The sequence below is a fragment of the Micromonospora sp. CPCC 205558 genome (assembly GCF_036902955.1).
Classification (GTDB): Bacteria; Actinomycetota; Actinomycetes; order Mycobacteriales; family Micromonosporaceae; genus Micromonospora.
The window spans coordinates 15,597-37,851 of the sequence record NZ_JBAKHR010000048.1; the positions used below are offsets into that span (position 1 = coordinate 15,597).

Here is a 22,255-nt window from a genome sequence, read left to right on the forward strand (position 1 = left end):
GGCGTAGGTTCAGCGGGTGACCGCGTACGACATCGCCGCCAGACTGCCCTCCATAGACGTGCTGCGGGACCGCTGCAAGGCACTCGCCGTGCTGGAGTGCATCGTCGACGAGGGCGAGCCCTACTACGCCTACACCCGATCATGGGGTCACGACGAGGCGGCACTGATGAACAATGGCAGCGGCGACGAGTGGGCAGTGGTGTTCACCGCCGATGGCGCGTTCATCCGCGTGTTTGACCATGAGTCGGCGATGACGCCCTATCGCGATCCGGACCACGAGCTGTGGCCCGGGCTGCTTGACGGTCTCCCGGCGGTGTTCTGTCCGCAGATCGAGGAACCAGCGTTCGGCGACGAGGAAGGCCAGTTCGTCGCCACTGCTGTGCTGTGGCGGCTCTCCGATGACGACCGCTGGCACGCCGGCGAAGCCACCACGTTCCCCGCGCTTCGCGGGCCGTACGCCAGCAACGCCCCAGACGGCTCTGACCTGCTCGAGATCCTGCTCGACGACATCGTCGACCGGTACGTCGCGTTCGCCGAGGACTACTACGAGATCGAGGTCGCCCCGGCGGTGGTCGAGCACATCGTCGCGCACCGTCCGCTTACTGACGTCGTCGTGCAGGCTTTGAACCCGAAGGCAACCGTTGCCAGGCTCCACGCGGGCATCGCCGCGATGGGATATCCGATCGGGGCAGCGTGACACCATGCGCAAACCCGGATCGCTTCGGCTGCATGTTGGTCGCTCACCGTATCAGGCCGGTCAGCCAGGTAACGTGGATCGCGGCACGTGCGGATATTTCAGGCCTGGCTTGGGCGCTGTGGGGGTGGCTCATTAGAGGGACCGGGTTTCCTCAAAGATGACCCGGCCGCCGACATCGACGGTGTCGTTCGGCCCTGGTCGAGTCAGGATCTGCGATCCCTTGCCCTGCACGATGTCCAGCGCCCGGCGCAGTTCGGCGGTCAGCACGATCGCGGACGCTCCGGTGGCTTCATCCTCGACGATGGCGTCGCCCCGGCGGGGAAATCCCCTGGTACGCACCCGACCGGCGGCCTGGTCTTGCCACGCCCACGCGTACAGCCACCCGTCACCTGGCGGCGGGCACGGCAGCGAGTCGACCTCCTCGGCTGAGGCGTACTGCTGCATGCGCCTGTCGGGCGCCCATTGCGCGCGACCCCTGATCCAGGTGAACTCGCCGTCCTGCCAGGTTGGCACCGAGCCCGCTGGCGGGTGTAGGAGTTCCGGCCTGGCTCGGAGCCGACCCAGTAACCAGGACGTGCCCACCAGGGGATGCCCGGCAAACGGCAGCCGCATGCTCGGCGTGTAGATGTCGACGACCCCTGTGTCAGCATCATCGACGAAGACAGTTTCGCTGAAGCCCAGCCGCGCGGCCACGGCTTGGCGGTCCTGCCCAGTGGCCACGGCATGGCCGTCAAGAACAACGCCGAGCTGGTTTCCGTACCTACCGCCGGGACCGCAGAACACGCGAATTACATGAAGATCTGTCACAAGCGATGCTAACCACAGCAGGCTTGCTGAGCGGATACCAGCACCCTGCGCTCATCAGCAGAAGCGGATGTGCCCTACACCCGGTTCTGGCTGGCTGGCTGTAACGGCACGTCACTGGTGGCACCGGTCCGGCGTGGCGTGCCGATAGGCGCCACCGGACCAGCCCTCTTCGTCGCCCTCGGTTGGGCGCGGTGGGTGGCCTACTCGTCAACTTCGTCCGCGTCCCAGATGGTCGTCCCGATAAGGCGGGCCACCGGCTCAGGGAAGCCGGGTCGGCGGGTGATCTGGAGTACCCGCTGGCGCGACACGTTGAACAGGGCGGCCAACTCGCCAGGCCCGTACAAGCGCGGTCGCTTCACAGCCTGATCGTAGGTGCGCGCTGTGCTGCGCCGGGGCTGGTGTCGCTGAAACCGCGACAGCAACGAGTGGGGCGGCAACTTCGACACAGGCACCGCCGGGCGGTGAGGGCTCCGCTTGCTAGCGCTTCAATTCGGAGAGAAACGTCGACCATGCTGCGGCGTCGAACCGAAGAGTTGGGCCCAGTTGGTCCTTGCTGTCTCGGACCTGTGCCGCTAGCCCGTCACGCCTGACCTCGACACAGGCGCCGTTGCCGCCACTGCGGGTGCTCTTGCGCCACTGCGAGTCCACTGCCGCCTCCTACATGTCGGGCCCCGCATCCTGAACGGCCTTGATCATCGCGATTGAGTCGCTGGGAGACAAGGCCGAGGCGCGCAGGCTGTTGAAGACCACGGTACAACGCCTCACATCGTCACCTTCCGCGTAGAGGTCGCCCGTGATGCCCTCGATGTAGACGACTCCGGGTCCGCCCGCGAAGTTGAGGATGTGGAAGCTCGACACCATTGAGGCGTAGGCGCCCGCCCGGAACGGGATGACCTGAAGGGTGACGTTCCACCGCTTGCTGGCCTCGAGCAGTGCGGTCAGCTGTTCAGCCATGACGGCCGCTCCGCCAATTTGTCGGTGCAGTACCGCCTCGTCGAGCACGGCCAACAGTCGCAGCTTCCCTGTCGCGATCAGCTCTTGGCGTTGCATTCGGACGGCGACTCGACGGTCGACCGCCTCGGGTGAGGGCTCCAGCGCGTCCTCGCTGGTCAAGGCTCGGGCGTAGTCCTCTGTCTGGAGCAGCCCTGGGACGACCAGCGTCTCGAAGTTGTGTACCTCCTCAGCCGCCGACTCCAGGCCGATGTACTGGCGGTACGACGACGGCAGGTCGCCGTACTTGGCCCACCAGCCGCGCTGCTTGCCGGTCTTCGCCATCGACAGGAGCGTGTCGCGCAGCTCGGCATCGGTGACGCCGTATCGATCAAGCAGGGCGTTGAGCGCGGGCGCCTTGATACCAACGCGCCCGGCCTCGATGCGTCGGAGCGTGCTCGCCGAGACCTCGATGACGTCGGCAGCTTGTTCGGCCGTGACGCTGGCCTCTTCGCGAACCCGGCGGAGCTGCGCGCCGAGCTGGAAGCGAACGAAGGTCGGACTCTCCATGGCGGTCATTGTGCCGCCAACGCTGCCGCCCAGGATCGCCGGACACGCCCAAGCGCTATGACCCGTGGTCGTTGACCACCTAAATATGCGCGCGCAAAATGGGCGGGCAATCGAGCATCCAAGGAGGATCGTCGGGAGGTCTGATGCCGGATCGGGTGCCGTACGACGACTACCTGCTGGCGGTGGCGCTGACCTTGGCTCGGCGGCATCGGCCGGTCTGGTCGTGGCAGCGGTGGCGCCGGATCTGCCGATGTGGGGCCGACCTGCCGTGCCGAGCCCGGCACCGCATCCCGATCCGGCGAGGCCACTGGCCAGGGGAGGAGCAGGAGTGACCGAGGACCAGGTTGGACGAATCTTGTCCGTGCACCTGCCCGGCGTCGACGGGCTCTGCGCCGGCTGTCGCTGGTGGTGGGCACGGCTGTCCCCGTACCCCTGCTATCAGGCCGAGTGGGCCACTCGCTGGCACGCCCGGGTCGCCACCCGGCGCTTCCTGGATGGCCTGCGGTGACCACCCACGGCCCGGTCCTTCCGGTCTGGACCTGCGGCGGTTGCGCCGCGCCCTGGCCCTGCCGGACCCGGCGCACGGAGTTGCATGCCGAGTTCGAGGGCGCGCCTGTGTCGTTGGCCCTCTACATGGGGTCCTACCTGGTCTGGGCGGCCGAGGATCTGACCTGGGTGCCCGCCGGGCTGCTGCACCGCCGCTTCCTCGGCTGGGTCCGGTGAGTCACGTGATGCTGATTAGCTGTGGACGACCGGGCTACTCAGCACCACGTGATCTCGGCGACCGGGCTACTGGTTCGCGCGTTCGGCGGCGCGGACGGCGTTGCGGAACAGCATCGCGACGGTGGTCGGGCCGACCCCGCCGACCCGGGGCGTGATCGCGCCGGCGACCTCGGCGCACGCTTCGTCGACATCGGGCAGGAGGCGCCGCCCGTCGTAGCGGACGCCGGCGCCGATGACGACCGCGCCGGGCTTGACGTGCTCGGGCTGCACGATCCCGGGTACGCCGGCGGCGGCGACGAGGATGTCGGCTCGGCGGGTGTAGCGGGCCCAGTCGGGCACACCGGTGTGTACGACGGTGACGGCGGCGTTGGCGGTGGGGCGCTTCTGGGCGAGCAGCATCGCCAGGGGACGGCCGAGGGTGGCGCCCCGGCCGAGGATGACGACCTCACGACCGGCGACGGGGATCTCGTAGTACGCCAGGAGGGCTTCGATGCCGGCGGGGGTGCACGGCAGCGGGCCGGGCAGGCCGACGGCGAGGCGCCCCATGTTGAGCGGGTGCATGCCGTCGACGTCCTTGTCCGGGTCGATGGTCTGCAGCGCCGCGTCGTAGTCCAGATGCCCCGGCACGGGGTACTGCACGAGCAGCCCGTGCACGGCCGGGTCGCTGTTGAATCGGGCAATGGCCTGGTGCAGGTCATCCTGGGTGGCGGTGGCCGGCAGGTGCACGTGCGGGGAGGCGAACCCGAGCGCGGCGGCCTGGCGCTGCTTGATGGCGATGTAACCGGCGCTGGCGTCGTCGTCGCCGACCAGGATGGTGGCGAGGCTCGGTGTGATGCCGCGGTCGCGCAGGCGGGTGGCTGCGTCGCGGGTTTCGGCCAGGACGGCTTCGGCGACGGGTGCGCCCGGCAGGAGTCGGGCCGTGCCCGACGGGGTGTGCTGCTCGACGGATGGGCTGGTCGTGGTCATGATGGGTCCTCGACGCAGGCGCCCAGGCGGTCGACGCCCGCGAGAGGCTCCCCGATGGTTACACCATCCCCGTGCCGCCAGTCGCCGGTGCTTCGATAATGCCGCATCACCAGGGCGGTTGCCCAACTGGCCCGAAGCGTCGTCGTCAGGGCGGGGCAGACGTGTCGGATGGTTCGGTAACACCCGCGCTGCGCCGTACGAAGAAGAGATGTGAAGGCGACGAGGGGGACGGCCCGTGAGTGAGCCGAGCCGAGCCGATGACGACATCTCCGGCATCGGAGCCGACCCGGTGGCCTTCGAGGTCTTCTACCGGCGGCACCTGGAGGCGGTGGGCCGGTTCGTGGCGCGGCGGGTCGACGATCCGCACCTCGCCGCCGACCTCACCGCCGATGTGTTCCTGGCGGTGATCGAGTCGGCGGCCGGCTACCGACCGGACCGGGGCAGTCAGATCGGTTGGCTGTACGGGGTGGCCCGCAACGTCATCGGCGACGAGCGGCGTCGGGCGGCCCGACGGCTGCGGGTGACCGGCCGACTGGCCGGGCGACGAGACCTGGGCCCCGATGACATCGCCCGCATCGAGGAGCGGATCGACGCCGAGTCGGCGGCCCGCCGCACCCATCGGGCGCTGAGCGAGCTACCCGAGGGCACCCGGACGCTCGTCGAACTCGTCGCCGTGGACGGCCTCACCGTCGCGGAGGCGGCGACCGTGCTCGGCCTGTCGCCGGTCGCCGCCCGGGTCCGCCTGCATCGTGCCCGCCGTGTGGTCCGCGCTGTGCTCGCCCGCCCGGTCACCACCCTCGCCTGATGAGTCGGAGATGACGATGAACGAGATCGAACGATCGCCGCAGGGTTTCGAGGAGCAACTGCTCAGGGATCTGACCGCACACGTCGCCGAGCGGGCCGAGACGGCTTCGGCGGCCCGTCCGGCCGGACGTCGTACCCGGTTCCTGCGCGGTTGGCGCCTCGCCGGGGCGTTCGGGTTGGCAGTCACGCTGACCGCCGGTGCGCTGGCGGTCCAGACGATGAGGCTGGGTGATCAGCCGCCGCCCACGGCCAGCGCGTCGGAGATCTTCCATCTGGCGGCCGACGCAGCCCGGCAGCAGCCCGAGCTCACCGCCCGGCCCGACCAGTACGTCTTCACGGAATTCCTGTCGACGACGCGGGAGCTACCGGACAGCGGCCCCTACAACACCGTCCGGGCCCAACTGTGGCAGTCGGCCGGGGGAGTCGCGTACACGCAGGGGCGCTATCGACCGGAGAGCGATCCGAACGGGTGGGGCGAGCTGAGGGAGCTTCGCATGCGCGATGCCGGCGATCCCTGGAAGGAACTCGACGCATTCCAACCGCCCGCGTACCACGGCGACCTGCCCACCGATCCGGACGAGCTGCTCCGTTACCTTCGCGAACACCCGGTCGACCTGCATCTTCCCGAAGCAGCCGATGAGGAGGCCGTCTACGGGGACGAGAGCATGGCGTACACCACCGCGCGGTCGATGCTGCGCGGCTACGTGCCACCCCGGGCGCTCGCGGCGCTGTTCGAACTGCTGGCACGGGAACCCGGAGCGGTCGTCATCTCGGGCGACGTGGTGGACGCCGCCGGCCGGCACGGGGTGGCGATTCGGATGCCCGGCGTGATCGGTGGCAACGACGACTTCCTCTTCGACCGGGACACCCACGTCTTCCTCGGCCGCCGTGATTCGGTGGTGCGCAACGGCAAGGAGTCCCTGTACTCCGCCGCGGCCCTACTCCGCATCGCCATCGTCGACCGGCCCGGCCAGCTGCCCTGAGCGGTGATGGCACCGCCCTGGCCCTGGCCGTGCCGGTCACGTCGGTCGGTCAGGGCTGGGCGAACAGGGGCCCGTAGTTCGAACGGAACATCTGCTCGCCGAGGTGGCGCATGACCGTGTCGCGTAGTGCGGGCGGGAGCCCGGTGGCCTTGTCCCGGCGGTGGGTCTGGGCGAGCACCCATCCGGTACGCGGGCGGCGCCGCGCCTCGTAGCCACGCAACGCCTCGGCGACGGAATCGGCGGTGACCAACGATGACGCGAGCACGACGGCGTCCTCCAGGGCCATCGCGGCGCCCTGGGCCATGTTCGGCGAGGTGGCGTGGGCGGCGTCGCCGACCAGCAGCACCGGCCCTCGGGCCCAGGAGTCGAGCACGACCTCCTGGTTCGGCCCGGCGTGCAGGGTGCTGTCGTCGTAGTCGAGGGCCTTGAGCATGGTGGCCACCGGTTCGGTGAACGTGGCGCCCAGCTCATCGCGCCAGCCGGGCCGGTCGGCCACCGGGCCGTCGTTGTAGTAGCAGTACGTCTGCTCGGCGCTGATCGGGATGGTCAGGAACTGCTTGCCGCGCCCCAACTGCACCGACCAGACCGGCTCGTCGTCGACGCGGGGAGCGACCCACCGGTACGCGTACTGGCCGAGGTCGCGGGCGGCGTGGCCGTCGAAGGCGAGCCGGCGGACCGTCGAGTTCACCCCGTCCGCGCCGAGCACCAGGTCGTACCGTCCGGTGCTGGAGTCGTCGAACTCGACGGCGACCTGGTCGCCCTCGCGCAGGAGCGCGACCGGTTGGCGGCCCCAGCGGATCGGGGCGTCGCCGACGCCGTCGAGCAGCGCCCGGTGCAGCTGGGCCCGGGGCAACGACACGCACGGCCCGACGCCCTGCCACAGCGCTGCCACGTCGATGTCGAAGAGGCGACGTCCGCGCTGGTTGGCGCTGCGCTGCCGGGTGATTTCCACGGCGACGTCGGCGACCGCCTCCCGCAGACCGAGTACGTCGAGGATCCGGGTCGCGTTGCCGGTGAGGTAGATCCCGGTGCCGGAGTCGGTGGGCCCGGACGCTCGCTCCACCACGTCGACAGTCGCGCCCCAGCCTTGCAGCGCGGCCACCGTCGCCAGTCCGGCGACACCACCGCCGACGATCAGTACCCGAACACCGTCACCCCGCACGACACGTACCTCCCCGTTGCCCCTGCCCGCACCCCGCTGAGCTGCTGCTCAACCCTCGGGCCGACGCAGCACTCTACGAGGCGGGTGAGTCAGCGCACCGAAATGGGGGCTGAAATGTCGAGGAGTGGGCTGCGACGATGGGGCCATGACGACCGCTGGGGCGTACGACGAGTTCGGCAACCGCGAGGCGCGCGGGGTGTCACCCACGTACGAGCGCCTGTCGCAGGCCGTCGCCCGCGACGACGCCCTGCTCGCCCTGCTCGACCGGCTACCGCCGGCCAAGCGGCAGCCAAATCTGCTGTTCGGCGTCGTTCGCTGGCTCGGTGGCCCGGTCGGCGACCCGGTCGCCTTCCACGACTACGTGGTGACGCACTGGCCCGCCGTCGAGGCGGAGCTGCTCACCCGGGCCACCCAGACGAACGAGGCGGGCCGGTGCGCGGTCCTGTTGCCGCTGCTCGCCGCGTTGCCGCAGCCCCTCGCCCTGCTGGAGGTCGGCGCGTCGGCCGGCCTCTGCCTCTACCCCGACCGGTACGCGTACCGCTACGGCGATCAGCAGATCGGCTCCGGTGAGCCGGTCCTCGACTGCGCCGCCAACGGGTTGGTGCCACCGGCGCGCGTACCCCAGGTGGTGTGGCGGGCCGGCCTGGACCTCAACCCGCTCGACGTGACCGACCCCGCCGACGTGTCCTGGTTGGACGCCCTCATCTGGCCGGAGCACGCCCACCGGCGGGCCCGGCTGCGGGCCGCGGCGGCGATCGCCGCGGCCGACCCGCCGCTGCTGGTCCGCGGCGACCTGGTGGACGACCTGCCGGCGCTGGCCGCGCGGGCGCCGGCCGACGCGACGCTTGTGGTCTTCCACACGTCAGTGCTCTACCAGGTGCCGCGCCCGCGCCGGGACGCGTTCGTCCGCCTGGTCCGCGAGCTGCCGGGGCACTGGATCGCGAACGAGGGACCGGAGGTGCTGCGGTACGACGGGCTGCCCGACCCGCCGAACGATGCGTTGCACAACGTCCTCGCGCTGGACGGCAAGCCGCTGGCCTGGGCCAGAGGCCACGGCCAGGCGATGACCTGGTTCGGCTGACGGCCGGGTTGCCCCGGGTCAATGAGCTGGCTCGGGCGTCCGGGCGCGTAGGGCCCGGATGAACCAGTCCACCGCCGGCACTGTCGCATCGCCGGTCGACCAGCCGTTGATCATCGGTCAGCGGGCCCGCTCGTGGCGGAGCAGCACCACGCCGTTGCCGAAGACGCGGCTCTCCACCAGTCGCAGCGCGGCCGGAGTCCCGGCGTCGGGGAAGAGCCGGCGGCCCCGACCCACCAGCACCGGGTGGACGTAGATCCGGTACTCGTCGATCAGGTCGTGCCGGGCGAACGTCGCGGCCAGGTCTGCCCCGCCGAGTGCCAGGTCGCCGCCCGGTTCGGCAGTGAGCTTGCGGACCTGCTCGACGTCGACCTCGCGAGCGATTGTGGCGTTCCAGTCGGCGTGGTCGAGCGTGCGCGAGTAGACGATCTTCGGCATGTCCCGCCAGATCCGGACGAACTCGCGCTCCGGGCCGCTGGCGCTCGGGTTCTGGTCGGCGGTCGGCCAGTACGCGGCCATCAACTCATGGCTGACCCGGCCACTGAGGAACCCGCCCATCGGGGCGATCACATCGTTGAAGTGCTGGTGCAACTCCTCATCGACCTGGTGCCAGCCGATGTCACCCCCCGGGCCCTCGAAGAACCCGTCCAACGACACGCTCATCTGCACAACGATCTTCCGCATCGCGTCCCCTCCGTATGCGTCGACGGGCGTCGAACCGATCGTCCCCGGACCGTACGACGAAACAACCACCCACCGCGACGACGCCGGGGGCATGTCGCGCATCCAGGCGGGAGGCTGAGTGGTAGCCGTCCCTAGACTGCTGCGGTGACCGGAGAGCGACGACCACTGGCCGGCCGGCCGCTCACCGAGCCGCACCCGTCCCGGCTACCGCCGGAGCACCCCGACCGGGCCCGGATCCTCGCCGCGCACGACGCCGCGCTCGCCGCCGACGAGGCCGGCTACCTCGATCCAGCGAGCGGGTTGTTCGTGCTCAGTGCTGGTTTCCTGGCCCGTCGAGGCACGTGCTGCGGGCGCGGCTGCCGACACTGCCCGTACGTGGACGATCCATTGTCGGAATAGGGCATCAACGGGGGTTCCGCGCGACACCGACACCCCGTACGGTGTCCGACGGACATCCGGCGGGCGCTTTCTGCCGTCGGTCGGCGAGAGGGTGGGATGTGCGCGGGCGGATCGTGATCGCCGGGCTGGCCGGGCTGCTGGTGAGCGGCTGCGCCGACGAGGCGGAACCGGTGGCGGCACCGCCACCGGTGCCGGTCACGGTGGACGTGGCGGCGGCCTCCTCGGGCGGCGCCTGCCGGCTGCTGGACTTCACGGTGATCGAGCAGGTGGTGAAGGCGCGCTTCGACGTGGCGGCGTCCAGCGAACAGGGCGACACCCACACCTGTGTGGTCCGGGCCGCCGGCGCGACCCTGCCGGAGCTGACGCTCAGCGTGACCGAGACCACGATCGACAAGACCACCTTCGGGGCGGACGTGGTGCCGGACAAGGCGACGAAGGTCACCGGGCTGGGTCAGCAGGCGTACAAGCGGACCACCGCCGCGGCCAGCGGGCGCGGGCCGGTCGCCGAGGTGGGCTGGCTGGCCAGCGACGGACGGCTGGCCACGGTGAGCTGGACCGCAGCCCGTGGCAGTGAGCGCTCGGCGGTGGAGAAGCTGACCGGAGACCTGGCCGCGCTGGCGAAGAAGGTGGACACCCGGACGTTGTGACGCCCGGATGCCCGGTCGGTCAGCTGGCGGCGACGAAGACCCGGGAGGCGACCTCGCGGGGCAGCCGCACCCGGTCACCGGAGCGGTCGATCGACACCCCGTCACGCTCCTGGGCCACTGTCACCGTGGCGCCCGGGTCGACACCGGCGGCGTGCAGTTGGCGCAGCACGTCGGCGTCCTTCTGCACGCTCTCGCAGATCCGGCGCACCACGACCGGCCCGGAGAGGCCCGGGAAGGCCAGGTTGCGCTCGCCCTCGGCGGCCTCGGTGGTCTCCGCCGCCGGCGAGCCAAGCTCCTGAAGCCCCGGGATCGGGTTGCCGTACGGGGAACGGGTCGGACGGTTGAGCAGGTCGTACACCCGCTTCTCCACCGCGTCGCTCATCACGTGCTCCCAGCGGCAGGCCTCCTCGTGGGCCTCCTCGTAGGGCATCCCGATGACGTTGACCAACAGCAGCTCGGCGAGGCGGTGCTTGCGCATCACCGAGACGGCGCTGCCGCGCCCCTGTGCGGTGAGCGTCAGGTGCCGGTCCCCCTCGACGGTGAGCAGGCCGTCGCGCTCCATCCGGGCGACGGTCTGGCTCACTGTGGGGCCACTCTGCTGCAGCCTCTCGGCGATGCGGGCACGCAGCGGTGGCACCCCCTCCTCTTCCAACTCGAGGATGGTGCGCAGGTACATTTCGGTCGTGTCGACCAGGTCGTGAGACTTCATAAGGTCAGCGGCCCTCCGGTGCACGATGGTACCTCGGTGCGCGGTCGGCGGCCGACGCCGAACCGCGTGCCGTCTACGCGAATGGTGTTGGATGGTCGCCATGTCCGGTACCCAGGAGCCGTTGGTCGAGGTCGACACGCTCGTCGCCGAGCTCGACCAGGTCGATCCGCCCACCCTGCTCGACGTCCGCTGGCGGCTCATCGGCCCGCCCGGCCGCGACGACTACCTCACCGGTCACCTGCCCGGGGCGGTCTTCGTCGACCTGGACACCGCGCTCTGTGGGGCGCCGGGCCTCGGCGGTCGGCACCCGCTGCCCGACCCGGCCGCGTTGCAGGCCGCGCTGCGGGCCGCCGGCGTCCGCGCCGGTCACCCCGTGGTGGTGTACGACGGCGGCGACGGCATGGCCGCCGCGCGGGCCTGGTGGACGCTGCGTTGGGCGGGGCACCGTCCGGTGCGCCTGCTGCACGGCGGCTACCCGGCCTGGGTCGCCGCCGGTCGGCCCGTCTCCACCGACGTGCCCACCCCACCCCCCGGTGACGTCGTGGTGCGCCCCGGTGATCTCCCGGTGCTCGACGCCGGGCAGGCCGCCGCGCTGGCCGCCGCTGACGACGCCGTGCTTCTCGACGTACGGGCGGCGCCGCGCTACCGGGGCGAGGTCGAGCCGATCGACCCGGTCGCCGGGCACGTGCCGGGTGCGGCGAACCTGCCCGCCGGCGAGTACGTCGGGCCAGACGGCCGCTTCCTGGCCGCCGAAATGTTGAGCGAGCGGTTCGCCGCCGTCGGGGTGACCGAGGGGCGGGCTGTCGGGGCGTACTGCGGCTCGGGGGTGACCGCCGCGCAGGCGGTGCTCGCGCTGCACCTGGCCGGTCGCCCGGACGCCGCGCTCTACGTTGGATCGTGGAGCAACTGGGTGGCCGACCCGGCCCGCCCGGTCGCCTCCGGGCCGACACCTGGCCGCTGACCAGCGCGTGCGGTGGGCCGGTGCCCGTCCTCGTGCGACGATGGGCTCATGTCCGACGACACGGTGGTGGTGTGGGACGAGTCGCTGCTCGCCTACGACATGGGTGACCATCCACTCGACCCGGTCCGGGTGGAGCTGACCTTCGCGCTCGCCCGCGAGTTGGGCATCCTGGATCGGCCAGGGGTGCGGGTGGTCAAGCCGGAGCCCGCCTCCGACGCCCTGCTCACCCGGGTGCACGAGCCGGCCTACCTCGCCGCGGTGCGCAACGCGCCGCGTGACCCGCTCTTCGCCGGATACGGGCTGGGCACCTCCGACAACCCGGTCTTCGAGGGGATGCACGAGTCCAGCGCGCTCATCGCCGGCGCGACGGTGGCCGCCGCCGAGGCGGTCTGGCGTGGCGACGCCCGGCGGGCTGTGAACGTGGCCGGTGGGCTGCACCACGCGATGTCCGCCCGAGCCTCCGGGTTCTGCGTCTACAACGACCCGGCGGTGGCCATCGCCCGCCTGCTCGACCTGGGCGCCGAGCGGGTCGCGTACGTGGACGTCGACGTGCACCACGGCGACGGAGTGCAGGACATCTTCTGGAACGACCCGCGCGTGCTGACGGTCAGCGTGCACGAGACCCCGCTGGCGCTCTTCCCGGGCACGGGTTTCCCGGACGAGACGGGTGGGCCGGGCGCGCAGGGCACCGCTGTCAACATGCCGTTGCCGCCGGGTGTCGACGACACCGGCTGGCAGCGGGCGTTCCACGCGATCGTGCCGTCGGTGCTGCGCGCGTTCCGGCCGCAGGTGCTGGTCAGTCAGTGCGGCGCCGACGGGCACCGACTGGATCCGCTCGCCGACCTGAACCTGACCGTCGACGGGCAGCGGGCCACCTACCTGGCGCTGCGGGCGCTCGCCGACGAGTTGTGCGACGGCCGGTGGGTGGCCACCGGTGGCGGCGGGTACGCGCTCGTCGAGGTGGTGCCCCGGGCCTGGAGTCACCTGCTGGCCGTGGCCACCGGTGACCCGATCGACCCGGCCACGCTCACCCCACCCGCCTGGCGGGACCTGGTCGCCGCACGCCGGCTGGGCCGGGAGGTGCCGCTGCGGATGACCGACGACGCCGACCCGTCGTACGAGCCGTGGCAGCCGACCGGCGAGCCGAACGCGGTGGACCGGGCGATCGCGGCCACCCGCAAGACGGTCTTCCCGCTGCTCGGGCTCGACCCGCACGATCCGCGGGACTGAGCCGGGCGGTTGCGGTGACCACCCCGGACCAGCCGGTCGACGTGCTGCTCAGCGACGGCAGCACAGTCCAGTTGCGACCGATCGACCCGGCCGACGCGCCGGGCATCGTGGCGATGCACAGCCGCTTCTCCGAGCGCACCCGCTACCTGCGGTACTTCTCGCCGTACCCGCGCATCCCGGAACGGGATCTGATCCGTTTCGTCACAGTGGACCACCACGACCGGGAGGCGTTCGTGGTGCTGGCCGCCGACCAGATCGTCGCCGTGGGCCGGTACGAGCGGCTCGGCCCGCAGGCGCCCGAGGCGGAGGTGGCCTTCGTGGTGGAGGACGCCTACCAGGGCCGGGGCATCGGCTCGGTGCTGATGGAACACCTGGCCGACGCGGCCCGCCGCAACGACATCATGAGCTTCGTCGCGGAGGTGCTGCCGGCCAACGGGACGATGCTGCGGGTCTTCGCCGACTTCGGCTACCAGGTCCAGCGCGAGTACGCCGACGGCGTTGTCCACCTGAGCTTCCCCATCGCGCCGACCGAAGCCAGCCTGGAGGTGCAGCGCGGCCGGGAACACCGCACCGAGGCCCGCTCCATCGCCCGGCTGCTCGCCCCGCGCGGCATCGTCGTCTACGGTGCCAGCGCCACCGGGCAGGGCGTCGGCGCGGCGGTGCTCGGGCACCTGCGCGACGGGGGGTTCACCGGTGCGGTGGTGCCGGTGCATCCGAGCGCGTCGACAGTGGCGGGCCTCCCCGCGTACCCGTCGGCTGTTGACGCGGGCGCGCCGGTGGACCTGGCGGTGGTGGCGGTCCCACCGGAGGCGGCGACCGCGGTGGTCGCCGACGCCGCCGCCGCGGGGGTGCACGGCCTGGTGGTCATCTCGGCCGGCTTCGCCGAGGCCGGCGCGGAGGGCGCGGCCACGCAGCGGGCCCTGGTCCGCGCGGCGCACGCTGCCGGGATGCGGGTCGTCGGCCCGAACTGCCTGGGCGTGGCCAACACCGACCCGACGGTACGCCTCAACGCCACCCTCGCCCCGGCGCTGCCGCCGGCAGGTCGGGTCGGCATCTTCAGTCAGTCAGGGGCGTTCGGGGTGGCGCTGCTCGCCGAGGCGGACCGGCGGGGCCTCGGGCTGTCCAGTTTCGTCTCGGCCGGCAACCGGGCCGACGTCTCCGGCAACGACCTCCTGCAGTACTGGCAGGACGACCCCGGCACCGACGTGATCATGCTCTACCTGGAGACCTTCGGAAACCCCCGCAAGTTCGCCCGGTTGGCCCGGCGGATCGGCCGCGCCAAACCGGTCGTCGCGCTCGCCTCACCGGCTCGCCCGCCGGGGGTCGGTGACGCCGCCGGCCCGGACGAGGTGGCGGTGGCCGCGCTCTTCGCCCAGTCCGGGGTGATCCGGGTGGACACTGTGCCGGAGCTGCTCGACGTGGGTGTGCTGCTCGCCAATCAGCCACTGCCGGCCGGCGGCCGGGTCGGTGTGGTCGGCAACTCCTCGGCCCTCACCGGGCTCGCCGCGACCGCCTGCGCCGGGCACGGCCTCACCGTCGCCGACGGCTACCCCCGCGACGTCGGGCCGAGCGCGGGTGCCGCCGAGTTCGCCGCCGCTCTTGCCGAGACGGCCGCCGACGAACGGGTGGACGCCCTGGTGGTGGTCTTCGCCCCACCGTTGCCCGGTCAGCTGACCGAGGTGGACGCCGACGTGACCGCCGCGCTGCCGGCCGCCCTCGCGCTGGGCAAGCCGACCGTGGCGACGTTCCTGGTCGGGCGGCTGCCGCCGGGGGTGCCGGCGTACGGCGGGGTGGAGGAGGCGGTCCGGGCGCTCGCCCGCGCGCACCGGTACGCCGAGTGGCTCCGCCGCCCGCCCGGGGTGTCACCGGAGCTGCCCGGCCTCGATCGCGCTGCCGTACAGGCCGCGCTGCGGGCCGACGCCACCGACCCGGGTGCGCTGCTGGCCGCGTACGGCATCGACGTGGTGGCCTCGGTGCCCGTCGACTCGGTCGACGCGGCGGTCGACGCGGCCGCGCGGCTGGGCTTCCCGGTGGCGCTCAAGGCGGCCGACCCCGGGCTGCGGCACCGGTTGGACCTCGGCGCGGTCCGGCTCGACCTGCCCGACGAGTCGACCCTCCGTCGCGCGTACGCCGACCTGGCGGCGGCCTTCGGCGCGGACGCGTTGGTCCAGCCGATGGTCGCGCCCGGGGTGGCCTGCGTGGTGGAGGTGGTGGAGGACCCAGCGTTCGGGCCGGTTGTCGGCTTCGGCCTCGGTGGGGTCGCCACCGAGCTGCTCGGCGACCGGGCCTGGCGGGCGGTGCCGCTGACCGACCGGGACGCGGCCGAGTTGGTCGACGAGCCCCGGGCTGCACCGCTGCTGCGCGGGCACCGGGGGGCCGCGCCGGTCGACCGGGCGGCCCTGGTCGATCTGCTGCTCCGGGTGGGTCAGCTCGCCGACGAACAACCCCGGGTGCGATCGCTGACCCTCAACCCGGTGCTCGCCCGCCCGGACGGCCTCTCGGTCCTGCACGCCCAGGTCGGGGTGGGTGGCGTCGTCGCCCGCCCGGACACCGGCCCTCGCCGCCTGTGAGCGGGCCCGGTCAGGCGCGGCTGGAGATCTGCTGGACGCCCCAGGTGTTGCCGTCCGGGTCGGCGAAGAAGACGAAACCGACATTGTCCAGGGGATCCGGCACCGGCCGGGGGTTCCGACCCACCACCTGGATGTCGCTCACCTCCACACCCCGCCCGACCAGCTCCTCGTGGGCCCGCTTCAGATCGGGCACCACCAGTTGCAGGCCCCTGAGTGAGCCGGGCGGCATCTGCGGGACGACGCCCTTGCCGATCACGATCGAGCAGCCGGAGCCGGGCGGGGTCAGCTGGACGATGCGCGCCTCGTCGCTGATCACCGTGTCGTGGTCCACCGTGAAGCCGAGCTGGTCCGCGTAGAACTTCTTCGCCCGATCCACATCGGAGACCGGCACGATCACCACTTCCAGGGTCCAGTTCATCGTTGCTCTCCTCGCGTCACCGGTCAGCGCATCGGTGTTCCAGTCAAGCACCCCGACAGCACGGAAGGCCCCGGCGAACCGCCGGGGCCTTCCGTGGGAACCGGGTGCGTCAGCAGGCGTACGCCTCGAGGCGCTGGGCCCGCTCCGGGTCGCGGAGCTTCAGCAGCGTCACCTTCTCGATCTGCCGGATCCGCTCCCGGGACAGGCCGAACTCCCGGCCGACCTCGTCCAGGGTGCGCTGGCGGCCGTCGTCCAGGCCGAACCGGAGGCGGATGACGGCCTGCTCCCGCTGGGACAGGGTGGAGAGCACGATGCTGACCTCGTTGCGCAGCTCGCCCTGTGCGGCGGCGTCGCCCGGCTCGGTGCGCGGGTCCACCGAGGCCACGAAGTCACCGAGCGCGCTCTCACCGTCGTCGCCGACGGCCTGGTCCAGGCTGACCGGCTCCCGGTCGTAGGAGATCAGCTCGATGACCTGGATCTCGGGGATCTCCAGTGCGTGGGCGACCTCGGCGACGGTCGGTTCGCGGCCCAGCGTCACCGCCAGTTCGCGGCGGGCCCGGACCATCCGGTTGACCTGCTCGACCATGTGCACCGGGATGCGGATGGTGCGGGCCTGGTCGGCCATGGCGCGGGTGATGGCCTGCCGGATCCACCAGGTGGCGTACGTGGAGAACTTGTAACCCTTGGCGTAGTCGAACTTCTCCACCGCCCGGATCAGGCCGAGGTTGCCCTCCTGGATCAGGTCGAGAAACGCCATGCCACGGCCGGTGTAGCGCTTGGCGATGCTGACCACCAGCCGCAGGTTCGCCTCCAACAGGTGGTCCTTGGCCGCCCGACCCTCCGCGACGATCAGCTCCAGGTCGGCTCGCAGCTCGGCGGAGACCGGGGTGCAGGTGGCGAGCTTCTCGTCGGCGAACAGGCCGGCTTCGATGCGCCGGGCCAGGTCGACCTCCTGCGCGGCGGTCAGCAGCTTCGTCCGGCCGATTCCGTTGAGGTAGGCCCGGACCAGGTCGGTGGAGATGCCGCGCTCGTCGGTGGCGTCCAGGTCGACGAGGGACTCGGGGGCCCCGTCAGTGTCGGTCGTGGTGGCCGGGCGCGTCCGGTGTTCCGTCATCTGCAGGACCATCTCTATCTCCCCGTTTCCACGTCTGTGCCGCGTTCCCGGCCCAGCGGTGCCGGTGTGACAAACAGCTTGGCGGGCGGGGCGTAAAACGGGAGTGAGGCGATCGGGCACCCGACAGGAATTGGGTCGGATCGCTGGTGCGGTGTGTCGTCGGAGTGTGTGGTTGCCCGCCCCGGCTACGTTGCGGACGGCCGGCCACCTCTGGTCGGCCGAGGACGACAGTTGGAGGACAGTGTGGTCTTCAAGCGGCTCATGAAGGCGATGGGCGTCGGCGGCCCGTCGGTGGAGACGGTGCTGGCCAACCCGAACTGCCGCCCGGGCGGTCAGTTGGAGGGCCGCATTCAGGTGATGGGCGGCGACCACCAGGTCGACATCGACCATGTCACCCTCGGCCTGGTCACCCGGGTCGAGGTCGAGAGCGGCGACAACGACTACGACACCACTCAGGAGTTCCACCGCCAGCAGGTCACCGGCGCGTTCCGGCTGGACCCGGGGCAGCGCTACGACCTCCCGTTCCGCTTCGACGTGCCGTGGGAGACGCCGGTCACCGAGCTGTACGGGCAGCACCTGCACGGGATGACGATGGGCCTGCGTACCGAGCTGGAGGTGGCCCGCGCGGTCGACAAGGGTGACCTGGACGCCGTGTCGGTGCACCCGCTGCCGGCGCAGGAGCGACTGCTGGACGCATTGCTGCGGCTGGGCTTCCGGTTCGCCCGCGCCGATGTGGAGCGCGGTCACATCTACGGCGTACGCCAGACGTTGCCGTTCTACCAGGAGATCGAGTTCAACCCGGCGCCGCAGTACGCCCGCTCGATCAACCAGTTGGAGGTCACCTTCATCGCCGACGCGCAGCAGATGCAGGTGGTGCTGGAGGTCGACAAGCGTGGTGGTGTCTTCACCGAGGGCCGGGACGCCTTCGGCCGGTTCACTGTCGACCACGCCACGGCCGACCGCACCGACTGGACCGCCGAGCTCGACAACTGGCTCCGCCAGTCCCTGACCCGCCGAGGCCTCTTCTCCTGACCCCGCCCCACCCCACCCCATCAGCCTGCCTCCGTGATCAAGAGGTTTGCGTCATACCGAGCCCGAATCCTGACGCAAACCTCTTGATCACCGCTGTTGTCCCTAGAGGTCTAGGAGGAGGGTCTGGGGGCCTATGTTCTGGCTCTCGACCAGCATGTGGGCGCGGAAGCGGCCGGTCTCCACCTTCGCTCCTCGTGCCCGCAGGGCGTCGACGACAGCTGTCACCAGTGGTTCGGCCACCTCGGCGGGGGCGGCCGCCGTCCAGCTCGGGCGGCGGCCCTTGCGGGCATCGCCGTAGAGGGTGAACTGGCTGACCACGAGGATCGGCGCGCCGGTGTCGGCGGCGGATCGTTCACCGTCCAGGATGCGGACCTCGTGCACCTTGCGGGCCATCGTCTGAGCGGTCTGCGCGGTGTCGGTGTGGGTCACCCCGAGCAGCACCAGCAGACCGTTCTCGATCGCACCGACCACCTCCCCGTCCACCGTCACGCTCGCCCGCCCGACGGTCTGCACCACGGCACGCATCAGTCGACCGCCGCCGGGATCGCCGCCGAGCCGGCCACCGGGCCCACCGCCGGCATCAGGTGCTCACCGGCTCGATGAAGCCCCGCTCCACCAGGTGCGCCACGATCGGGCCGGCGGCCTCGGCCATCTCGTCGGGCTCGACGTCGTGCGCGGCGGCGAGCAGGGCGAGCTGGTCGCGCAGCGGCAGTCGGCCGTCGGCGCCACCGACCAGCGCCAGCACCAGCGGGTCGATCTCCTCGGTCCAGCGCAGGCCGTGCGGCATCGCGAGGACCTGCCGGTCCACCCCCCAACCCTCGTCGCCCATGGTGGCGTCCTGTCGTAGCTGGAGGCCCTCGGCGGCCCGGTAGCGCTCGGCGAGCAACGCCTCGGTGTCGCGTACCCGGAGAAAGTCCTGGCGGTCGAACCAGGCGGCGACCTGGTCGCCCAGCGGTGGCTGCACCCGCTGGCGCAGGTCCTCGACCCGGACCACCGGGTCGGTGTGTCCGCCCCGGCGCAGTGACACGATGCCGAAACCGATGCCCTCCACCTTGTGTGCGTCGAACCAGTCCAGCCAGGCGGCCATCCGCTGCGGGTCGGCGGTCTCGCCGACGTCGGTGAGCCACAGGTCGACGTACGCCATCGGGTCGGCCACCTCGCGTTGGATCACCCAGGCGTCCAGGCCGGTCCCGGCGAACCAGCCGGCCACCCGCTCGTCCCACTCCTCGCCGGCGACGTGCACCCAGTTCGCCAGGTACTGCATGGTGCCGCCCTCGGTGAGCAGACCCGGGGCGGCGGCGGCCAGCTCGGCGCCGATCGCGTCACCGACCCGGCCGGAGTCGCGGTAGACGTGCGTGGTGGTGCCCGGGCCGACCACGAACGGCGGGTTGCTCACCACCAGGTCGAACCGCCGGCCGGCCACCGGGGCGACCATGTCGCCGCGGAGCAGCTCCCAGTCCTGGCCGTTGAGGGCGGCGGTGGTCGCGGCGAAGCGCAGCGCCCGTTCGGAGAGGTCGGTGGCGGTCACCGACCTGGCGTGGGTGGCCAGGTGCAGGGCCTGGACGCCGGAGCCGGTGCCCAGGTCCAGTGCGGTGTCGACCGGCCGGCGCATGGTCGCGCCGATCAGGGTGTGGGTCGCCCCGCCGATGCCGAGGACGTGCTCGGCGTGCAACGGGCGACCCGGGCGGGCGCTGGCCGGCACGTCGGCCAGCACCCACCAGTCGTCTCCGTATGGCTCCAGGTCGACGCCGGCGCGCAGGCCGGCGCCGTACCGCTCGACCAGCCCACCGGCGAGCGCCTCCGCGAGGCTCAGCGGTGCCAGCGCGGCGGCCACCGCCGCCTCCGGCTCGACCTGGTCGCAGATGAACACCCGGATCAGGGTGCTCAACGGGTCGCCGTCCTCGGTGGCGCGCAGCGCGGCCCGGTAGTCGTTACGGGCGACCGCGGCGGTCGCCTGCGCGCCCAGCCGCTCGGCGATGCCGTGGCTGGTGAAGCCGTTTCTGGTCAGCGCGGCCCGCAGCGCGTCGACGCCGGCGGGGGAGAGCAGCATGTCGTGTTCGTCCACGCCGACATCCTGCCTTCCGGCGTGGAGGAAGCCGTCATCACCCGCGAGATTCGACCCCGACGTCCGGCAGCTTCAGCTCCGGACCGGTCGGGGCCGAGGGCTCGCCGGGCACCCCCACGACCGGGGCCGGCGGCACGACCGTCGCCAGCCCTCGACGCGCGGCCAACCGGTCGACGACCATGGCGTACGCCGACAGCATCAGGATGTCGACGAGGACGAGCTGCCATGGGGCGTCGGCCATCGTTTCGTCGACGGCGAGCCCGCCGAACGCCGCCGCCAGGGCGAAGCCGATCACGTTGTTCACCACGTGCAGCGCGATCGCGGCCTCGAGCCCGCCGGTTCGTATTGTCAACCAGCCCAGAAGCAACCCCATGAAGGCCAGGTCCAGGAAACCCCAGCCGGTGCCCCAGCCGTGTGCGGCGGCGAAGAGCACCGCCTGAAGGGCGATAGCGGGCCAGGGTGAGCGCAGATACGCGCTGACAGCCTGCAACAGCCAGCCACGGAAGGCGTACTCCTCGGCGGCGGCTTGGAATGGCACCAGCAGCAGGACCATCACCAGGCCGGCGGCGAACTCCGGCCCACCCACCCAGGTGGCTGCCGGATCGACGATCGAGCTGTCGTCGGTCAGGCCGAGCAGCAGGTCCGCGCCGACCAGCATCACGATGATCAGCGGCGTGGCGATCAGCAGGCAACGGCCGAGCCAGCCCCAGCGCAGCCGGCCGAGCACCGAGGAGACCGTGCCGGCGGGCCGGCGCTGCACGAGCCAGGCGGCGCCGAGCACCAGTGGGAGCAGCAGCGCGAACGAGGCGACCGGCAGCGCGGCGTCCGGGATCGGGCCGAAGGCCGGCAACCCGTCGGCGTCGTAGGGACGGTCGGTGAGCTCGGCCACGACGGCGGCGACGCCGAAGATCAGGCAGACGACCACCAACGCCGAGGCAGCCAGCGCGACGGTGCCGACCAGGGGTCGCCACCAGCGGTGCCGCTCGGTGCGGCCGAGCCGGTGGTACGGGGAACCGGGCGGGGCGCTCCGCAGCATGTCGTCGAGCGTGGCAGACGGGTGCCACCTGCCTCGAACGATCGGAGCGTCGGTGTCCGCCCGGATCGGTGCGCCGGGCAGGATGGTCAGCATGACGCTTGTGCTGCCCATCGACCCCGAGGCCAACCAGCTGCTGGAGCGCAGCCCACTGGCTCGGCTCATCGGCATGGTCCTTGATCAACAAGTGCCGATGGAGAAGGCGTTCTCCTCGCCGTACGTGCTCCAGCAGCGGCTCGGCCATGAGCTGGACGCGACGGAACTGGCCGGGTACGACCCGGAGGCGCTCGTCGCGTTGTTCGCCCAGCCGCCCGCGTTGCACCGGTTCCCGAAGGCGATGGCGGCCCGGGTGCAGGAGGTCTGCCGGGTGCTGGTGGAGCGCTACGACGGCGACGCGGCGTTGCTCTGGTCCGACGTCACCGACGGGCCGGAGCTGCTGCGGCGGGTGTCCGAGCTGCCCGGCTTCGGCAAGCAGAAGGCGCAGATCTTCGTGGCTCTGCTCGGAAAGCGGTTCGGGGTGACCCCGCAGGACTGGCGGAAGGCGGCCGGAGACTACGGCGACCCCGGCGCGTACCGGTCCGTGGCCGACGTCACCGACGTCGATTCGCTGCGTCAGGTGCGGGAGTACAAGCAGCAGATGAAGGCCGCGGCCAAGGCTGCGGGGGGATGAGGC

Annotated in this window: 27 protein-coding genes and 1 riboswitch; of the genes, 14 read left to right on the forward strand and 13 right to left on the reverse strand. The window is 71.7% G+C overall.

Going from position 1 to position 22,255, the window contains the following annotated elements; genetic code table 11:
* Positions 1-16: 16 nt before the first annotated feature.
* A complete protein-coding gene (locus tag V6U86_RS31845) occupies positions 17-697 on the forward strand; it encodes a hypothetical protein (RefSeq protein ID WP_334509943.1) in 681 nt (226 codons plus the stop codon).
* A gap of 132 nt (positions 698-829) precedes the next feature.
* On the opposite strand, the gene V6U86_RS31850 is transcribed toward V6U86_RS31845, so the two are convergent.
* From V6U86_RS31850 to V6U86_RS31865, 4 genes are all read right to left on the reverse strand, one after another.
* On the reverse strand, positions 830-1,504 hold the full coding sequence (locus V6U86_RS31850) for a PhzF family phenazine biosynthesis protein (protein ID WP_334509945.1): 675 nt from the start codon (positions 1,502-1,504) through the stop codon (positions 830-832).
* A gap of 200 nt (positions 1,505-1,704) precedes the next feature.
* Complete coding sequence (locus V6U86_RS31855; protein ID WP_334509947.1) at positions 1,705-1,863, reverse strand: DNA-binding protein; 159 nt, start codon at positions 1,861-1,863, stop codon at positions 1,705-1,707.
* Positions 1,864-1,981: 118 nt separating this feature from the next.
* Positions 1,982-2,152 (reverse strand): DUF397 domain-containing protein, encoded by a 171-nt coding sequence (locus V6U86_RS31860; protein WP_334509949.1) that lies wholly within the window; start codon positions 2,150-2,152, stop codon positions 1,982-1,984.
* 9 nt (positions 2,153-2,161) lie between these two features.
* Positions 2,162-3,004 (reverse strand): helix-turn-helix domain-containing protein, encoded by an 843-nt coding sequence (locus V6U86_RS31865; RefSeq protein WP_334509951.1) that lies wholly within the window; start codon positions 3,002-3,004, stop codon positions 2,162-2,164.
* A 143-nt stretch (positions 3,005-3,147) separates the two neighbouring features.
* Here V6U86_RS31865 and V6U86_RS31870 point away from each other — a divergent pair, with 143 nt between their 5' ends.
* From V6U86_RS31870 to V6U86_RS31880, 3 genes are read left to right on the forward strand one after another with little or no spacing between them, the layout of a single operon-like run.
* On the forward strand, positions 3,148-3,336 hold the full coding sequence (locus V6U86_RS31870) for a hypothetical protein (RefSeq protein WP_279519422.1): 189 nt from the start codon (positions 3,148-3,150) through the stop codon (positions 3,334-3,336).
* A complete protein-coding gene (locus tag V6U86_RS31875) occupies positions 3,333-3,512 on the forward strand; it encodes a hypothetical protein (protein ID WP_334509956.1) in 180 nt (59 codons plus the stop codon). Before V6U86_RS31870 ends, V6U86_RS31875 begins: the two co-directional genes overlap by 4 nt.
* On the forward strand, positions 3,509-3,727 hold the full coding sequence (locus tag V6U86_RS31880; RefSeq protein ID WP_334509957.1) for a hypothetical protein: 219 nt from the start codon (positions 3,509-3,511) through the stop codon (positions 3,725-3,727). The genes V6U86_RS31875 and V6U86_RS31880 overlap by 4 nt, the downstream gene beginning before the upstream one ends.
* 66 nt (positions 3,728-3,793) lie before the next feature.
* Here the strand turns inward: V6U86_RS31880 and V6U86_RS31885 are convergent, their stop codons facing one another.
* Entirely contained in the window at positions 3,794-4,693 is a 900-nt protein-coding gene (locus V6U86_RS31885) for a bifunctional 5,10-methylenetetrahydrofolate dehydrogenase/5,10-methenyltetrahydrofolate cyclohydrolase (protein WP_334509959.1), read from the reverse strand.
* 13 nt (positions 4,694-4,706) lie between these two features.
* Positions 4,707-4,788, reverse strand: a riboswitch (ZMP/ZTP riboswitch).
* A 140-nt stretch (positions 4,789-4,928) separates the two neighbouring features.
* On the opposite strand from V6U86_RS31885, the gene V6U86_RS31890 reads away from it, so the two are divergent.
* Both V6U86_RS31890 and V6U86_RS31895 read left to right on the forward strand, forming a co-directional pair.
* A complete protein-coding gene (locus V6U86_RS31890) occupies positions 4,929-5,498 on the forward strand; it encodes an RNA polymerase sigma factor (protein WP_334509960.1) in 570 nt (189 codons plus the stop codon).
* Positions 5,499-5,508: 10 nt separating this feature from the next.
* On the forward strand, positions 5,509-6,480 hold the full coding sequence (locus V6U86_RS31895) for a CU044_5270 family protein (RefSeq protein WP_334509962.1): 972 nt from the start codon (positions 5,509-5,511) through the stop codon (positions 6,478-6,480).
* 49 nt (positions 6,481-6,529) lie between these two features.
* Here V6U86_RS31895 and V6U86_RS31900 read toward each other — a convergent pair whose 3' ends face one another.
* Positions 6,530-7,642: an FAD-dependent monooxygenase gene (locus tag V6U86_RS31900; RefSeq protein ID WP_334509964.1), complete on the reverse strand. Its 1,113-nt coding sequence runs from the start codon at positions 7,640-7,642 to the stop codon at positions 6,530-6,532.
* A gap of 145 nt (positions 7,643-7,787) precedes the next feature.
* On the opposite strand from V6U86_RS31900, the gene V6U86_RS31905 reads away from it, so the two are divergent.
* Positions 7,788-8,723, forward strand: coding sequence for a DUF2332 domain-containing protein (locus V6U86_RS31905; RefSeq protein ID WP_334509966.1), 936 nt, complete (start codon positions 7,788-7,790; stop codon positions 8,721-8,723).
* A gap of 117 nt (positions 8,724-8,840) precedes the next feature.
* Here V6U86_RS31905 and V6U86_RS31910 read toward each other — a convergent pair whose 3' ends face one another.
* Positions 8,841-9,404, reverse strand: a complete 564-nt coding sequence (locus tag V6U86_RS31910) for a dihydrofolate reductase family protein (protein ID WP_334509968.1) — start codon at positions 9,402-9,404, stop codon at positions 8,841-8,843.
* A 144-nt stretch (positions 9,405-9,548) separates the two neighbouring features.
* Here V6U86_RS31910 and V6U86_RS31915 point away from each other — a divergent pair, with 144 nt between their 5' ends.
* Both V6U86_RS31915 and V6U86_RS31920 read left to right on the forward strand, forming a co-directional pair.
* Positions 9,549-9,803, forward strand: a complete 255-nt coding sequence (locus V6U86_RS31915; RefSeq protein WP_334509970.1) for a DUF5522 domain-containing protein — start codon at positions 9,549-9,551, stop codon at positions 9,801-9,803.
* 98 nt (positions 9,804-9,901) lie between these two features.
* A complete protein-coding gene (locus V6U86_RS31920) occupies positions 9,902-10,450 on the forward strand; it encodes a hypothetical protein (protein WP_334509972.1) in 549 nt (182 codons plus the stop codon).
* A 19-nt stretch (positions 10,451-10,469) separates the two neighbouring features.
* Here the strand turns inward: V6U86_RS31920 and V6U86_RS31925 are convergent, their stop codons facing one another.
* Positions 10,470-11,159, reverse strand: coding sequence for a metal-dependent transcriptional regulator (locus V6U86_RS31925; protein ID WP_334509974.1), 690 nt, complete (start codon positions 11,157-11,159; stop codon positions 10,470-10,472).
* A gap of 100 nt (positions 11,160-11,259) precedes the next feature.
* Between V6U86_RS31925 and V6U86_RS31930 the strand changes: the two genes are divergently transcribed.
* From V6U86_RS31930 to V6U86_RS31940, 3 genes are read left to right on the forward strand one after another with little or no spacing between them, the layout of a single operon-like run.
* On the forward strand, positions 11,260-12,120 hold the full coding sequence (locus tag V6U86_RS31930) for a sulfurtransferase (RefSeq protein ID WP_334509977.1): 861 nt from the start codon (positions 11,260-11,262) through the stop codon (positions 12,118-12,120).
* A 48-nt stretch (positions 12,121-12,168) separates the two neighbouring features.
* Positions 12,169-13,350, forward strand: a complete 1,182-nt coding sequence (locus V6U86_RS31935) for an acetoin utilization protein AcuC (RefSeq protein WP_334509979.1) — start codon at positions 12,169-12,171, stop codon at positions 13,348-13,350.
* A 14-nt stretch (positions 13,351-13,364) separates the two neighbouring features.
* Positions 13,365-15,920, forward strand: a complete 2,556-nt coding sequence (locus tag V6U86_RS31940; RefSeq protein ID WP_334509981.1) for a bifunctional acetate--CoA ligase family protein/GNAT family N-acetyltransferase — start codon at positions 13,365-13,367, stop codon at positions 15,918-15,920.
* A gap of 10 nt (positions 15,921-15,930) precedes the next feature.
* On the opposite strand, the gene V6U86_RS31945 is transcribed toward V6U86_RS31940, so the two are convergent.
* Positions 15,931-16,338 carry a VOC family protein gene (locus V6U86_RS31945; protein WP_334509983.1) on the reverse strand — a complete coding sequence of 136 codons (408 nt, stop codon included), beginning with the start codon at positions 16,336-16,338 and terminating at the stop codon, positions 15,931-15,933.
* Between the two features lie 109 nt (positions 16,339-16,447).
* Positions 16,448-17,464, reverse strand: a complete 1,017-nt coding sequence (sigB, locus tag V6U86_RS31950) for an RNA polymerase sigma factor SigB (protein WP_442935040.1) — start codon at positions 17,462-17,464, stop codon at positions 16,448-16,450.
* A gap of 231 nt (positions 17,465-17,695) precedes the next feature.
* Here sigB and V6U86_RS31955 point away from each other — a divergent pair, with 231 nt between their 5' ends.
* The gene (locus tag V6U86_RS31955; RefSeq protein ID WP_334510011.1) at positions 17,696-18,484 is read left to right on the forward strand and encodes a sporulation protein; all 789 of its coding nucleotides are present in this window, start codon (positions 17,696-17,698) and stop codon (positions 18,482-18,484) included.
* A 102-nt stretch (positions 18,485-18,586) separates the two neighbouring features.
* On the opposite strand, the gene dtd is transcribed toward V6U86_RS31955, so the two are convergent.
* Genes dtd through V6U86_RS31970 form a run of 3 tightly spaced genes read right to left on the reverse strand, consistent with a single transcriptional unit; the run spans position 18,587 to position 21,678 of the window.
* The gene (gene dtd, locus V6U86_RS31960) at positions 18,587-19,009 is read right to left on the reverse strand and encodes a D-aminoacyl-tRNA deacylase (protein ID WP_334509985.1); all 423 of its coding nucleotides are present in this window, start codon (positions 19,007-19,009) and stop codon (positions 18,587-18,589) included.
* 55 nt (positions 19,010-19,064) lie between these two features.
* Positions 19,065-20,549: a DUF7782 domain-containing protein gene (locus V6U86_RS31965; RefSeq protein WP_334509987.1), complete on the reverse strand. Its 1,485-nt coding sequence runs from the start codon at positions 20,547-20,549 to the stop codon at positions 19,065-19,067.
* Between the two features lie 37 nt (positions 20,550-20,586).
* Positions 20,587-21,678 carry a CPBP family intramembrane glutamic endopeptidase gene (locus V6U86_RS31970; protein ID WP_334509989.1) on the reverse strand — a complete coding sequence of 364 codons (1,092 nt, stop codon included), beginning with the start codon at positions 21,676-21,678 and terminating at the stop codon, positions 20,587-20,589.
* On the opposite strand from V6U86_RS31970, the gene V6U86_RS31975 reads away from it, so the two are divergent.
* Positions 21,668-22,252 carry an HhH-GPD-type base excision DNA repair protein gene (locus V6U86_RS31975; protein ID WP_334509991.1) on the forward strand — a complete coding sequence of 195 codons (585 nt, stop codon included), beginning with the start codon at positions 21,668-21,670 and terminating at the stop codon, positions 22,250-22,252. The genes V6U86_RS31970 and V6U86_RS31975 overlap by 11 nt on opposite strands.
* The last annotated feature ends 3 nt before the right edge of the window (positions 22,253-22,255 follow it).